The organism is Undibacterium parvum, assembly GCF_003955735.1.
GTDB classification, from domain to species: Bacteria; Pseudomonadota; Gammaproteobacteria; order Burkholderiales; family Burkholderiaceae_D; genus Undibacterium; species Undibacterium parvum.
The window spans coordinates 2303525-2316806 of the sequence record NZ_CP034464.1 but is presented as its reverse complement, the minus strand read 5'-3'; the positions used below and the strand labels follow the sequence as shown (position 1 = coordinate 2316806).

At 50.3% G+C, this 13282-nt stretch carries 13 protein-coding genes; 2 read left to right on the top strand and 11 right to left on the bottom strand.

Annotated elements, in window-relative coordinates:
* Nucleotides 1-8 precede the first annotated feature (8 nt).
* Entirely contained in the window at nucleotides 9-500 is a 492-nt protein-coding gene (locus EJN92_RS10050; protein WP_126127694.1) for a GrpB family protein, read from the top strand.
* A 342-nt stretch (nucleotides 501-842) separates the two neighbouring features.
* Here EJN92_RS10050 and EJN92_RS10045 read toward each other — a convergent pair whose 3' ends face one another.
* Nucleotides 843-2915: a TonB-dependent receptor domain-containing protein gene (locus EJN92_RS10045; protein ID WP_126127693.1), complete on the bottom strand. Its 2073-nt coding sequence runs from the start codon at nucleotides 2913-2915 to the stop codon at nucleotides 843-845.
* Nucleotides 2916-4134: 1219 nt separating this feature from the next.
* On the opposite strand from EJN92_RS10045, the gene EJN92_RS10035 reads away from it, so the two are divergent.
* Complete coding sequence (locus EJN92_RS10035) at nucleotides 4135-4722, top strand: uracil-DNA glycosylase family protein (RefSeq protein ID WP_126127691.1); 588 nt, start codon at nucleotides 4135-4137, stop codon at nucleotides 4720-4722.
* A gap of 76 nt (nucleotides 4723-4798) precedes the next feature.
* Here EJN92_RS10035 and EJN92_RS10030 read toward each other — a convergent pair whose 3' ends face one another.
* The 10 genes from EJN92_RS10030 to EJN92_RS09985 form a co-directional block, all read right to left on the bottom strand.
* On the bottom strand, nucleotides 4799-5347 hold the full coding sequence (locus EJN92_RS10030) for a GNAT family N-acetyltransferase (RefSeq protein WP_126127690.1): 549 nt from the start codon (nucleotides 5345-5347) through the stop codon (nucleotides 4799-4801).
* A 133-nt stretch (nucleotides 5348-5480) separates the two neighbouring features.
* On the bottom strand, nucleotides 5481-5822 hold the full coding sequence (locus EJN92_RS10025; RefSeq protein WP_126127689.1) for a hypothetical protein: 342 nt from the start codon (nucleotides 5820-5822) through the stop codon (nucleotides 5481-5483).
* Between the two features lie 268 nt (nucleotides 5823-6090).
* Nucleotides 6091-6837, bottom strand: coding sequence for an oxygen-binding di-iron domain-containing protein (locus EJN92_RS10020; protein ID WP_126127688.1), 747 nt, complete (start codon nucleotides 6835-6837; stop codon nucleotides 6091-6093).
* The gene (locus EJN92_RS10015; protein WP_126127687.1) at nucleotides 6834-7433 is read right to left on the bottom strand and encodes a hypothetical protein; all 600 of its coding nucleotides are present in this window, start codon (nucleotides 7431-7433) and stop codon (nucleotides 6834-6836) included. Before EJN92_RS10015 ends, EJN92_RS10020 begins: the two co-directional genes overlap by 4 nt.
* A gap of 132 nt (nucleotides 7434-7565) precedes the next feature.
* Complete coding sequence (locus tag EJN92_RS10010) at nucleotides 7566-8606, bottom strand: adenosine deaminase (RefSeq protein ID WP_126127686.1); 1041 nt, start codon at nucleotides 8604-8606, stop codon at nucleotides 7566-7568.
* Between the two features lie 118 nt (nucleotides 8607-8724).
* Nucleotides 8725-8982, bottom strand: a complete 258-nt coding sequence (locus EJN92_RS10005) for a BTH_I0359 family protein (RefSeq protein ID WP_126127685.1) — start codon at nucleotides 8980-8982, stop codon at nucleotides 8725-8727.
* A 136-nt stretch (nucleotides 8983-9118) separates the two neighbouring features.
* The gene (locus tag EJN92_RS10000) at nucleotides 9119-9490 is read right to left on the bottom strand and encodes a GTPase (RefSeq protein WP_126127684.1); all 372 of its coding nucleotides are present in this window, start codon (nucleotides 9488-9490) and stop codon (nucleotides 9119-9121) included.
* Nucleotides 9491-9499: 9 nt separating this feature from the next.
* On the bottom strand, nucleotides 9500-10225 hold the full coding sequence (locus EJN92_RS09995) for a response regulator (protein ID WP_126127683.1): 726 nt from the start codon (nucleotides 10223-10225) through the stop codon (nucleotides 9500-9502).
* A gap of 90 nt (nucleotides 10226-10315) precedes the next feature.
* Nucleotides 10316-12670: a sensor histidine kinase gene (locus tag EJN92_RS09990; RefSeq protein WP_126127682.1), complete on the bottom strand. Its 2355-nt coding sequence runs from the start codon at nucleotides 12668-12670 to the stop codon at nucleotides 10316-10318.
* A complete protein-coding gene (locus tag EJN92_RS09985; protein ID WP_227869789.1) occupies nucleotides 12667-13260 on the bottom strand; it encodes a DUF4390 domain-containing protein in 594 nt (197 codons plus the stop codon). Before EJN92_RS09985 ends, EJN92_RS09990 begins: the two co-directional genes overlap by 4 nt.
* Between the last annotated feature and the right edge of the window lie 22 nt (nucleotides 13261-13282).

The window sequence follows — 13282 nt, the reverse complement described above, 5'->3', positions numbered from 1 at the left end:
CTAGTGCCATGAAATTACATTCGTCAGCAACTTATCAGCCAGAATTGGCGCAACGCTACGCGCGTGTCGCCACTAGTCTTCAGCTAATTATTCCATTTGCCAAGCTGGAACATATAGGTTCTTCTTCAGTTCCGGGGGCTATTTCCAAGGCGGACCTCGACGTTTGCATGATCGTAGACGGGGCATGCTTAGAACAAGTTGTGCAAACGCTTAAGCGACATGCTTACACCGAGAAGATGGACACTTTACGCACCGGGGAACTATGCATGTTGGAGTGCCAGCATACAGAAAATGAACATGCTGTCCAAGTGGTGGCAAGCGGATCTCAATTCGAAGAACTCTTCCTGGTTTTTCGCACGCTATTGCGGGCTAAACCTGAATTGCTGGCGCAGTACAACCAAGTCAAACTTAATTCTGTGGGCCTCGGTTCTGAGCTGTATCGCCGCGCCAAGTCAGAGTTTATTTCCGCAACACTGGCCGCTTACAGGAATACCGCGTAACTGTTCGCGAAAGCTGGTTCGCACAACCTCCGCCTTCACACATCTGGTATGCGCTGATCCCGGCAGTGAGTCGTAAAGGATATACCTGCGGCAGAGTACTTGTTTTGAGATTCCATAGGCTGAAATAGATCAAACCCCTAGCGCCCTACCGATTTGGAGTACGGTCGTCACACATAGATACCCCCATAAAATCACATACTCCCCGATTTTTAAAATCAAACCTAGCGGTTGGCGCATATAGCCATTGGGTATTTAAAAAAAACTAGGGGGAGTATGCTTAAGCATCCTAGGCCAGGCACGAAGCCAAGGATACGCTGAGGACAATTTTATCTAAGTCCTAGCTTAGAATTTATAACTGACTTCGAGCCGTACATCACGGCCCGCCTCCGGATGGCCGAGTACTTTTTTCAAGCGACCATGGTAGGCAAAGGTGGCTTGATCGTAATACTGTTGATCAAAGATATTTTTCACCGATAGTCGCAAGCTGAGTGTGTCTTTCTTGAACGGTAAGAAGTTGACATACACGTCGTTCACCCCATAACCGGCTTTGGTTAGCGTGGCATTGCTGGCTACCGGTTGATAATCGAGCGCCTCAACAAAGCGCCCTTGCCAACCCAACTGTAGGGCATAGGCAGGTATATCGTAAGTTGCATAGGTAGTCCAGCTGCGGCCATAGCTGGTGCCTAATCCCTGATCACCATCATTAAATGCGCGACCATCGCGATCTGAATTACTCTTGGCAACCGAGGCACCAAGACGCAGGCTGCCGAGTCGATATTCGGTCCGCAACTCGTAACCGGTGATGCTGGCATCGCCCACATTAGTCCGGCAATCCGCGTCGGCACTGCATTCAGCGACATCAATGAAGTTGTTGATGCGCTGTTTGAATAAATTTCCGCTGAACTTAAAGCCTTGCTGGGTAAAGACAAAGCCGATTTCTGAGATGCTGGCTTTTTCTGCTTCCAGTTTCGGGGCGTTTTTCCAATCGATCATGTCGAGTAAAAAGGCTTCATTGAGCCCCGCACCGCGTAAGGCCTGCGCATAGCCGGCTTTCAGTAATAGGCTCTCGCTCACCTGCAAGTTCAGGCCTGCGCTTGGCGAGACGCCATCGCTTTTAAAATTTTGCTGATGATTATCCGTGTAATCGTAGTGATCGTAACGCAGCCCACTCGATACATTTATTCTGCCAAAGTCGAGTAGCGCTTCCACATAAACACCGGCAATTTTGTTTTCTTCTTTGCCACTGCCGGTATTCCCATAAGGGTCGCGGATTTGATTGGTTTGTGAGTTTTCTTTACGTAAATTCACACCGTATTTAAGATAGTGATCGCCGATGGCGTTTTTTAAGCCTAGATCCAAGCCCTGGGTGGTAATCGCTTCGCCACTATAGTTACCGCGCTGATCGGTACGATCACCTTCTACCTTGGATTGATACAGGGTGCTCTCGATAGCGCTCACCGGGCCGACTCCTTTGCCCTCATATTTGAGGCTGCTGGTAGTGCGCAGCAGACTTTGTGGCATGGCCTCATTCGGCAATACCGGATGTTTAAACCCCACCATATTGGCGCGTAAATAACGCACGCCTTTATCTTCATTCGATTGATGATTAAGAGAAAGACGCTGATTTTCGGCCAAGCTCAGGCCCAATTTAAATAAGAGATTGTGCTGCTCAGAGCCTGAGTTCTGCTCTTTCACGCCATTACCGTTTTTGTAATCCGCCAGATCCAGATGGCTGGCGGAGAATAAGGCATCCACCTTGGCAAAGCGCGCCGCCACAGTTGCACCGGTTTTCAAGCCATCGTTACTCATTACGCTAGCACTCAAAATAGCCGAGATGTTCTGACCTTCTTGCAATAGATCAGCGGCATCGACGGTCAAGACCCGCATCGCGCCACCTAAAGCACCAGGGCCGGCACTCGCTGCAGCCGTGCCTTTTTCAATTTCAACACGCTTAATTAAGGCTGGATCGATCAACAGTGCGCTTTGATGGTGATACAGATGGTTATTTTGCGTGGCACCATCCACCGAGACATTGAGCAGCGCTTCTTCTAAACCCCGCACATACATTTTTTGCGTCACTGGGCTAGCGCCCCCACCGATGCTGATTTCTGCATCATTGCGAAACACATCATGTAAATCACGTGCCTGGCTGGCTTGCAGCACGCTACGCACTACCACATCATCTTGGCTGGGCGTTTGCGCTTGCACTTGCACTGTCGGTAGCTCAGCAATATGCGCTACATTCGTGCTAGCCGCGAGTGGCCGTTGGCCTAGGTTTTCGGCTGCTGCATTCTGGACAGCTGGCACCTTGGACTGGCCGTCTAAGGGCAAGTTCGATTGTGCGTGTGCCGGATGAATGAATTGTTGAATCGCCAGCGCGACCAAGAGCGCTAATGGAGTCTTTCGAATTGCCACAATACTTCCTTTTTATATCAAGAAATGGTGGCTGGCGGTCTGAAGGGTAGCGGATGAGCGCTCTGGCTTAGCTGGCTAAAGCCGCATTTTAATGCGAATGATTCGCAATTGCAACTGTGTATGTCTGCTGAAAACGCCAATTACTGTTCTGCGTGCCAATAATGCAAGAAAAACACCTGCAAAGGAGTTAGCACCGCACAGAAAAACAGATACTCCCCGATTTTTGAAGTCGAATCTAGCGGTTGGCGCATATACGTATTGGGCACTCAAAAAACACTAGGGGGAGTATGTTTAGGCAGTCCGAGCCAGACACGAGGCCCAGGAGGCGCACAGGCGCCACTAACTAAGCAGACAGCGCGCAATCGGCTGCATCTATTGCGCCGCTTGGAATGACTCTATGCTGGATTACGGGTGAGGCTAACACCACCGTACGCGGGCTAGCATTCTGGGCAATAAAAACCTGAAATTGATTTCAAATATGTCAATATTGTTGGTAAAATGAAAGACAACAGCAATGACGCTTTGACGATTTTTTAGTGCTAATCGCATTTACAGTAGATCGACGGAAAGCCAAGCTGGACTTGGTTTTGAGAGCTTGCTCTTAAATTTTTATGCGACATCCGTCCGTTTCGCCCGTAACGGTGACGGACATATCTAGTTAGAAGTCATGGCAATCCAGCTTCGACCAATGCTGGAAGAACGGTTCCTCAAAACGTTCTCTCCTCCAATGCAAGACGTCACAAAGTCCGCTGAAGAGATCGTGGACATATGGGAGTACACGGAAGCGGTTCTGTCCAGCGAATTTTCGGGGCGAGACACACAAGACTGGAATGTCGCGTACGTCTATCGGAATAGCTCGAATGCATGGCAGCACGTTCTTATCAGCACTGATGTACCAGACGCATTTGTCGTGATCGTCATTGAGGTCGCAAAGAGACAAATTCTCGGGCACCACTTTCTAAACCTGCGGCAGAAGTACGGGCTCACAAAATGACTTCAAGGAAAAAAAGCCAGGTAGGGTGAGCAAGTTTTTGTGCCCACGCGGAGATGAACCTACAGCTATGCATGGAGATTTTGGTTTGATGGGCTTAAACTGATGTGTTGTTGCTTGAGCCTTAGGCGTGGGCACGATGCTGCTGTGCCCACCCTTCGCGCTATTTATCTTTGATGCTAGCCGGGCGCCTGGCCAGGCTTAATTTACCCCTTACTGAGGTCTGCTATGCCTAGCCTGACTGGTTTGCTGACAGACGTTCGTGCTTGCACGCTGTGTGCGGCGCAGCTGCCCTTGGGGCCGCGCCCGGTGCTACAGCTGCATCCGTCCGCGCGTATCCTGATCGCTGGTCAGGCACCTGGCAGTAAGGTGCACGCCAGCGGCATACCCTTCGATGATGCCAGTGGCGAGCGCCTGCGTGCTTGGCTGGGGATCACGCGTGAGGTTTTTTATGATGCCCGGAAAATTGCCATCCTGCCTATGGGATTTTGCTTCCCCGGCACTGGTAAATCAGGCGATCTGCCGCCGCGCCCAGAATGTGCGCCGACCTGGCGTAGCCTCTTGCTGGCGCAGCTTAAAAAAGTAGAGCTGACGCTAGTAATAGGGCAATACGCGCAGGCCTATCACTTCCCCGATTCTGCACAGTCGGTCACTGAACTGGTACAGGCCTGGCGCCAGCATTGGCCGCACAGCTTGCCCCTGCCACATCCAAGTCCAAGGAATAATCTATGGCTCAAGCGCAATCCATGGTTTGAGCAAGAGCTGATACCGGTGTTGCAAAGCAGGGTCGCGCAAGTACTCGCCAAGGCCGGCTAAGCGGCCGGATACATTGCTGGCACAGCCGCCCCAATTTTTTCATCAAACTGGGCGTTGCCGCACTTACAAAAATTGCTTACAGGCGTTTTTCCAGCACCTCAAAATGCAAATCGGGGACCAGCATGACTTCTTTGCTGATCTCGCTAGGGAAGGGTTTAAATTGCCCGGTACGCTGGTAGCCGCGCCGTCCGTAATAGGCGATTAACTCATGCCTGAGCGTGATCACGGTCATCCAGATGGTCTGCACCTGCCAGCTGTGCTGCGCCAGCGTCTCGGCCTCTCGCATGAATTGCTTGCCTATGCCGCTGCCTTGTTGGGTGGGCTTGACCACGAACATGCCCAGATACGCGGCGTTTTCAGTTTTTTGCAAATGCACGCAGCCAGATAATTCTGGCTGCTGATTTTGCTGGCATAGCAAAATCAGGGATTCGTCCGCCAGTATCAGCTCACGTACCTGATCGGCGTTGATACGATCGCCTTCTAATAAATCGGCTTCGGTAGTCCAGCCCTGACGGCTAGAGTCGCCCCGATAGGCGCTGTTGACCAGACGCGCGATCGCGGCGGCATCATCGGCGACGGCTAATCGGTAACTTAAGGTGGAAGGGGTGTGCGCTGGCTCTGTCATGTTGGCATACTAAAAATGATCAAGCCCGTATTTGACCATGCCTGAGGAGTTTGCGCACGCAGCTGTAAAATTTTATGGCAAGGAGTCAAGCAGTGCGCACAGCATCTGCGCGCACTGATCTGGCGGCTGATTGTTAAGTGGCAGCGCGGGTGGTGGGCATGGTTAAGGTGAAGGTGAAGTCAGGATCTTCGACCACCTCGCCGGTGGTTTTAAGCTCGTATTTGCCGCGTCTGGCGGGTGCCAGTTCTTCGAGTATGGGCGGCATACGCCAGGTTTTGCCCTCATGCACGCCACCGAGTTCTAGTTCTATCCCTAGTGCGGTGGCATTGACGATGGTACCGTGGAGTTGCTGTTGTGTAAGTACTTTTCCCTTGTTGCCAGTGCGGGTGATCCCTATCAGCAAGTATTTGCCTATAAAACCCAGGGCAAAATCTTGGTCAAATGCAAAGTGTGGCACGTCATTCCAAGTGTTCATCGTTAGCTCCTTTAAAAAAGCTGATCCGACGCACTAGCGCGTCAGAACTATACGGAAATGTGCGGTGTAACTATGCGACTCATAAAGTTTTGACTGAGATGAAACAACAGGATAGCGGGGCATGCCAAACAGCAAGACCTACCCGCCGAGTTAAGCAGCAGCGCTGCAGCGTGGTGTGACGATTTATCATAGCCGACTATAGGAAATTTGTCCGACTATTTATTTTAGGCTGAGCGTGAGGCGATGCGCTCCTTACGTTCAAGCAAGATTAATTGCGGCGTATGCCCGAGCCTACCGGCAACTCGGCGAACCAATTGATAAAGCGCGCTACGTCTTCGCCTTGATAAATTGCGCCGTGTTGCGGGCACAGCATATCGATCTGCATAGACTGCACTCTTTGGCACCAATCGAGTTTGGCTTCGTTAGAGCCCATCCAGCGTTGGTGGAAGCCACGCGCATGGCGGATATGCTGATCAAAATTTTTGACGATCAGGGCGTCTTCACCGGGCGGCAGCAAAGCGGCACCAATGTCCCCCGAAAACAGCATCTTGGCGACAGCGTCATACAGATTGAAATTGCCTGAAGAATGCAAATAGTGCGCTGGGATCGCTTGCAAGATAAGATTGCCTAGTGGAATCTCGCCACCGCTGTCGGGCAAATTGATGAAGGTACTGGCATTGCCGCCAAAGTGGGGCACGAAAGATCCCCATAACCAGCTCAGATAACACTTTAAATCAGGATTGAAATCTAGCCATAAACCGAGTGAAGAAATGACATCAGGATCCTGATGTGAGGCAAATAAGGCGCTAATACTACGCGCATCAAATTCTGTATTGATGGCCGAGAATACTTCCGGGAAAATCTCTGAGCCACCGGGGTCGGTGAGGATCGCTTTATTCCCTTGAATAATCAGGTATTCATTGGTGTCGATTAAGTAGTCTGGTTTATCCGGATCGCGCGTCACTACCGCCCATTTATGATCGCCTTTTTCGTACAGATATTGGATTTTCTTCATGACTCGCTCTTCAGGGTGGTGTTCAGATGCTTCAAAGTCGTGATTACTTGGGTCATGATGTCTTCGATACGGCTCGCCACTTGCTGCATGTCGGCGAGCATACTGCCACCGTAAGCGGCTTCTATACGTCCATTGTGAGACAACATGGACCCGGCACTGCAGAGCGCCAGCGATCTAAAAATTTCTTTTTCTAATTGCTCCCAATCGATCTGCGCCAAGGCTTTTTTGTCTATGAATACGGTGTGTCTTTGCTGAAAACTGTGCGCCAGTCGTTCTTCAGATACGCTGTTTTTCGACATGGTGTCACTCAGCAAACTCAGGCGTTTTTCTAGTTTGCGTAGTTCGGCGACACGGTGCACCAATTGAAAAATCAGGCCACCGAGAAAACCCATCAAGTCTTCGATTTTTCGGCTGAACAGGCGCAACTCCATCGCGACGATTCTAAATCCTGCCGATTGTGGCCCGGCGCGTTTGGCAATCAAAATCGCATTCGTGGCGACGATATTGATCTGGCTGGAAATCTCTATGACTTGCTTGAGACTCTCGTTGATAGAGACCGCGCGGTTTAAACTGAGAAGTTGATCGTGCTTACTCATAAGCGCTCCGCGAGGTCAATAAGTCTGAATTAGAAGTATCACGCTGCTTGATCTGGCCTGTCTTTGATACTGATCAAGGATTTAAATAGCCTAGTCGAATTATCAATAAAATGCCAGTTAGCCCGGCGCAAATTAAACTTCAGTGGCCGCCCTTGTTGCATATTCGGCCAATTCTTCCAGCCATGTCTGCTTTTGTTCGGCACTGGCAAACGAGGCACAAAAGCTATTTTTAGCCAACTGGATTAACTCGTCACGACTCAGATCGAGGGCATCGGCGCTGGCGATGAAATTACTATTCATATAACCGCCAAAATAGGCCGGATCATCTGAGTTGATGGTGACGCAGACGCCCGCACGCAGCATTCTGGCCAAGTTATGCTGACGCATATCCTGTACGACTTTTAACTTTAAATTCGACAAAGGACAGACCGTCAGCGGCATCTGGCTGTGAATTAATTCAGCCATCAAAGCCGGGTCTTCTTCGGCCCTTACTCCGTGATCGATACGCTCGATTTTTAAATCTGCAAGCGCGCTATGGATGTAAGCCGGTGGACCTTCTTCACCGGCATGCGCCACCAGACGAAATCCTAGCTGAGAGGCTTGCGCAAAGACCCGGCTAAATTTTTCAGGAGGATTGCCAACCTCGGCAGAATCGAGGCCTATGCCATTCCACAGATCTTGATATGCTTCGCGTAAAGGCAGTGCCTCGGCGAGAGTGGCGAGGGCATCTGCTTCACTCAGATGGCGTAAAAAACACAATATCATGCTGCCAGAAAAATCATATTGCTGGCGCGCCTGGCGCAAGGCACGCGCAATCCCGCCAAATACCGTTGCCATCGCCACCCCGCGCACGGTGTGGGTCTGTGGATCGAAAAATAATTCTACATGCCGCACATTATCGGCCACTGCACGCTGTATATACGCCATCGTCAAATCATAAAAATCTTGCTCGTTCAGCAGTACTGCCGCACCGGCGTAGTACAAATCGAGGAAGGATTGCAAATCGCTAAAATCATAGGCTGCGCGTATTTGCTCTACTGAGGTATAGGGTAAGGCGATGCCGTTGCGTTGAGCCAAGGCAAACATCAGTTCCGGTTCTAGCGAACCTTCTATGTGCAAATGCAATTCGGCCTTGGGTAGGCCACGTATAAATGTGTGCAAAGGAGAGGTCATGATACTGAGCGCCTGTTAATAATTAGACACTCAGTGTACGTGGATGGCGCGGTGTCTGCAATCCCGCGCCTTTCGCTAAGAATTTAGCCGCTGATTTACTAAAAAGTGGAAAGCCTATTTAGTGTAGCAAAACCGATTGCGCCATATACAGATCAAACTGACCTAAAAATTCGTCTATCTCTTCTATACTCGGTTCGCCGGCGATCAAATCATGCACATCTTTGCGAAAATTTTCCGCTAAAGAGCCGCCGATAAACCATTCACGTCGCACCGATTTATCGGTGATCTCGTAGCCGCCAAAGCGCAGGGCTTCGTGATCGACATCGGCACCATACTCGACCACGCTGTATTGGTCGCTATTGTAAATAAGGTTCATTTTGCATCCCTTCCTGAATAATTTTTATCTTAGCCTGAACAATCTTAGTTTTCGAGATGGTGCGCTGAAGAGCTAATTTCAAGATGCTTAGTGATAATTACGGTGAGGAAACAATAAACTTTAATCCGCCTTCGCTTCAGGATCCTAGCCGTATATCCTGATCGAACTCGATTAATTCATTGTAGGGAGGCTGCTGCAAAAAATAAACTAAATTTTTTATATGCTGATTATCGGCCAGACCCAGATACAAGCGTACCGGTGGTTTTCTAAGAATACGATTGAGCGTCACGCGCATCACCAGATTGCCTATGCAACACATGCATCCGGGGGCAACTCTGTGTAAAGCAAGCAGGGGATTAGAGGTGAGCAATGGCTGACCATCCGGCAGACCTTCGAGTATCGCTGCCATGCTCAGTAGCGGTGGTTCATGCGTAAGAGCGGCGGCTATCCAGGCTTCTCGGTCTGCATAGCTGCCACCGCTTACTAGTGTTACTAAACTAGCTGCCATGCTGGCAGTTTATGATTCACCGCGTTTGGCGTACTTGACCGACTCTACACCTAACTGTTTTAGCTTGCGATACAGATGGGTGCGTTCCAGACCCGTCTTTTCTGCCACGCGGGTCATGCTGCCACCTTCACGGTTCAGATGATATTCAAAATAAATACGTTCAAACGCATCTCTGGCTTCGCGCAGTGGTAATTCAAACGACAAATTGGCAAATTGATTATTGCTCGCTGGCGCCATTACCCCTGAGCTGGCAAATTGGCGGGTTTCGAAACCTGCAGCATTGCTGCTAAAGGCATGCGTCACTGCGTTATTCGTCAACATTTCTGCCGACGCTGGCGGCAAACTAGCGACCGCAGGGCGAGCAACTTCGCTGCCCCTGCTAAGACCTTGCTGTACCGCTTTCAGTAATTTTTGCAGGGCGATAGGTTTCTCGAGAAAATTCAAGGCACCGATGCGGGTAGCTTCGACCGCAGTATCTATCGTGGCATGGCCTGACATCATAATCACAGGCATGCTCAACATACCATCACGTTGCCATTCTTTGAGTAAGGTGACGCCATCCGTATCCGGCATCCAGATGTCGAGCAAGACCAGATCCGGTCGCGACTCCAACCTCGCGGCACGGGCCTGCTGTGCATTTTCTGCCAATTGTACGACGTGTCCCTCGTCGCCCAATATCTCCGAAAGTAGCTCTCGGATTCCCATTTCGTCGTCAACAACTAATATGTTTGCCATCAATCTACCCTATTACATGCTTATTATTTTATTTAAATAAAACGTCTCTGCGGACGTCATTTTTTTCATCAGTAGAAAAATACTGAGCTACTACGAATCCGGTGCTAACTTTAACAGCAAAATCGATATTTTTGCACCGTTTGTATCACTACGATTTTGAATATCGACTCTACCGCCATGTTCATCAATGATTTTCTTCACCATCGCCAGGCCTAAACCGGTACCGCGCGGCTTGGAAGTGGCATACGGCTCAAAGGCACGCGCCAAAATTTTGCTGGAAAATCCCGGTCCATTGTCGATGATGGAAAGCCGAACCGCCGACCGGTCAGTCTTGTCGGCACTGGTATAGCGGACTATTTCGGTGACGACATCGATATGTGCGGCTTGATTGGACTTGGCATTATCGGCGACCGCGTCTTGTGCATTTTGCAGCAGATTATGGATGACCTGACGCAATTGGGTAACATCGCCCATCACATTTGGCAGCTCGGGAGCCAGATGAAGATGGATCGCATCGCGACCATCGCCTTCCATGTACAAATGTAAAACATCGTCAATTAGGGCCGATAAGTTTAAGGAGTTTAAGACCGCTGGTGGCGTTCTGGAGTAGTCACTAAAATCATCCACCATACGTTTCATCGAGGTGACTTGATTGACGATGGTGCTGGTGCTCTTATTGAGTATCAAGATATCACTCTCGCTTAACTTGCCCTGCAATTTCATTTGCAAACGTTCGGCGGATAATTGTATCGGTGTCAGAGGGTTTTTGATTTCATGCGCCAAACGGCGCGCCACTTCGCCCCAAGCGATAGAGCGCTGCGCCGAGATAATACTACTGATGTCATCAAATACCACCACATAGCCGATCGCGGCAGCCACCGGTAAATGGGAACCACGCGCCAACAAAGTGATGCGCTGATCGGATTCATTATTCACGGCGCTGATGGTTCCACTATGAGTCTCATCGTGCTTAATTGCTTGCGGCCTTGGCACTTCTATCTGCTGCTGCCAATGCTGCTGATTTTCATCTTCACCACCCGCCGCCGAATGTGCATGTTGCTCGGAAAAGGCTTGATCTATGGCCGCAGCAAAGGTCTGCATGCCATCGATCTCAGCCAAAGGTTTGCCGATTTCGGTTTCAAAACTACGCTGTAAAATCCGCTCTACCGACTCATTGCAGGTGACTAATTTGGCGCTTTGATCCAGCACCATTACCCCAGCCGACATATTTGCCAACACCGATTCTAGATAGGCCTTGGCGTTTTCCAATTCATTGCGATTTTTTTCTACCGAGGCACGGGCATCAAATAACTGGCGCGTCATGATGTTAAAAGACTGGGTCAAGCTACCCAGCTCATCAGAACTAGTGACGATAGGACGTGGCGATAAATTCCCTTCGGCGACCGCCTTGGTTCCCTCTGCCAACAACAGCAAGGGCCTGGCCAATTCGCCGGAGATCAGGAAGGCACTAGTAATCGCTGCAAAAATAGCCAGCAGCAAAGTCAGCGTCAAAGTAAAAATATACATGGTCTTGAGGCTACCACGACCTAAAGACCGGACCTGATACTCGCCCCAGGCGCTGCGCAAAGCTTCGGCATGACTGGCTAAACTTACCGGTACCGGATGTATCAGTTGCAGGTAAATAGTCTCATTTTGCAGAGACAAGCCCATGCCGGAAACTTGCAACGCCACCACCACCCTTGAACGCAGAACATTGGCCGGTTCGGCCGCCAAGACCGGCCGGCTGGCGCCGGCATTACTTGCTGGGATTTTTAGATCGGGCGCACGTAGCTCGGCATTGCCTTCGGTGGCGGCAAACACGCGTGCCACCTTGGCCTGACGTATCATGGCGGGCGTCGGTAATTCTGGCACCAGGACACTGGAGTTGGCACTGGCGGAAGTAATCAAACGCCCGCGGCCATTCACGATACTGGCTTCTTCCACTTGCATTTGCTCGCGCAGACGCGATAAGCGCAAAGCCATCGAAGTCTCGGATGGCTCGGATAATTGCGAGGCCATATCACGGGCTTTATTTTCCAGATCAGCTAGCGTGTATTCCAAGGCGCTATGGCCAAGATTTAATCCAGATTCCAAAGCGGACTCGACTTTGACATCAAACCAGGATTCAATCGAGCGTGACACAAACTGTACCGAGACCACATAGATCACCGCGCCTGGCAAGATGCCGACTAAGGCGAACAGCAGCACCAGACGCGTCATCAGACGCGAACCAAATTCGCGGGTACGGTAACGGCTGAATAATCGCCACAATAAAGCCAGCACCAAACCCAATAATGCGAGGGCCACGAAGGCATTGGCAGCAAGTAACCAGCCATAATATTGGGCAAACCGGGCTGAATTTTCTGATGCAGAGGTTAAAAAGAACAATAAGATGCTCATCAGAGCACCGCCAACAATTAAGGCATACCGCAAAAACCTGGTCACTTATCGTCAGCCTTAAAGGTAAAGCGCTTCCAGTCCGAAGACAGGCGCCAGTCACTATTGTTTAATGAAGTAATCAAAAAGGGCTTAGGCAGTTGATTGATATCGAGCTTGAGACGCACCGCCACATTGTAATTGGCGCCGGAACTGAGCGCGCTTTTGTCCGCCACCAACCACCGGCGTGGTCGTAGCACTAAGGCCATGGCGTCTTCTAAGCGTGCAAAATTTTGCTGCAGACTACCATTGATGGCTGCTGTGTATTGGCGGGTCCAGAGATTATAGGCAATCCTGACGGTCTGCTGTGAACGTATGGTTTTTTCATCCAGCCAATACCAGCGCGGTCTGGTCATTTCTACTTCGGTGGTGAAATACATAGGCACACCGCGCGTGATGGCGTCTTCGAGCCCATGACTAAGCTCGAAGGAGAAGGCGGCCACGATGCGATAACCTTCTTCTGACGATTCTATCTTCGCAGTCGTCACTTCCACTTCATTTGCCAGCGCAAGACCATGCGGCATTGCGATGAGCGTGAGCGCAGCAAATGAAGCAAACAGCAAAATCTGACGGAAAAAAGTAAAGAGGCGTCTGAGCATGTGAAAATAAAAAGCGATGCCT

What these genes read in the sequence shown, in the direction of transcription:
- EJN92_RS10050 (WP_126127694.1), top strand. Translation starts at nt 9, where the DNA reads ATGAAATTACATTCGTCAGCAACTTATCAGCCAGAATTGGCGCAACGC.
- EJN92_RS10035 (WP_126127691.1), top strand. Translation starts at nt 4,135, where the DNA reads ATGCCTAGCCTGACTGGTTTGCTGACAGACGTTCGTGCTTGCACGCTG.
- EJN92_RS10030 (WP_126127690.1), bottom strand. Translation starts at nt 5,347, where the DNA reads ATGACAGAGCCAGCGCACACCCCTTCCACCTTAAGTTACCGATTAGCC.
- EJN92_RS10025 (WP_126127689.1), bottom strand. Translation starts at nt 5,822, where the DNA reads ATGAACACTTGGAATGACGTGCCACACTTTGCATTTGACCAAGATTTT.
- EJN92_RS10020 (WP_126127688.1), bottom strand. Translation starts at nt 6,837, where the DNA reads ATGAAGAAAATCCAATATCTGTACGAAAAAGGCGATCATAAATGGGCG.
- EJN92_RS10015 (WP_126127687.1), bottom strand. Translation starts at nt 7,433, where the DNA reads ATGAGTAAGCACGATCAACTTCTCAGTTTAAACCGCGCGGTCTCTATC.
- EJN92_RS10010 (WP_126127686.1), bottom strand. Translation starts at nt 8,606, where the DNA reads ATGACCTCTCCTTTGCACACATTTATACGTGGCCTACCCAAGGCCGAA.
- EJN92_RS10005 (WP_126127685.1), bottom strand. Translation starts at nt 8,982, where the DNA reads ATGAACCTTATTTACAATAGCGACCAATACAGCGTGGTCGAGTATGGT.
- EJN92_RS10000 (WP_126127684.1), bottom strand. Translation starts at nt 9,490, where the DNA reads ATGGCAGCTAGTTTAGTAACACTAGTAAGCGGTGGCAGCTATGCAGAC.
- EJN92_RS09995 (WP_126127683.1), bottom strand. Translation starts at nt 10,225, where the DNA reads ATGGCAAACATATTAGTTGTTGACGACGAAATGGGAATCCGAGAGCTA.
- EJN92_RS09985 (WP_227869789.1), bottom strand. Translation starts at nt 13,260, where the DNA reads ATGCTCAGACGCCTCTTTACTTTTTTCCGTCAGATTTTGCTGTTTGCT.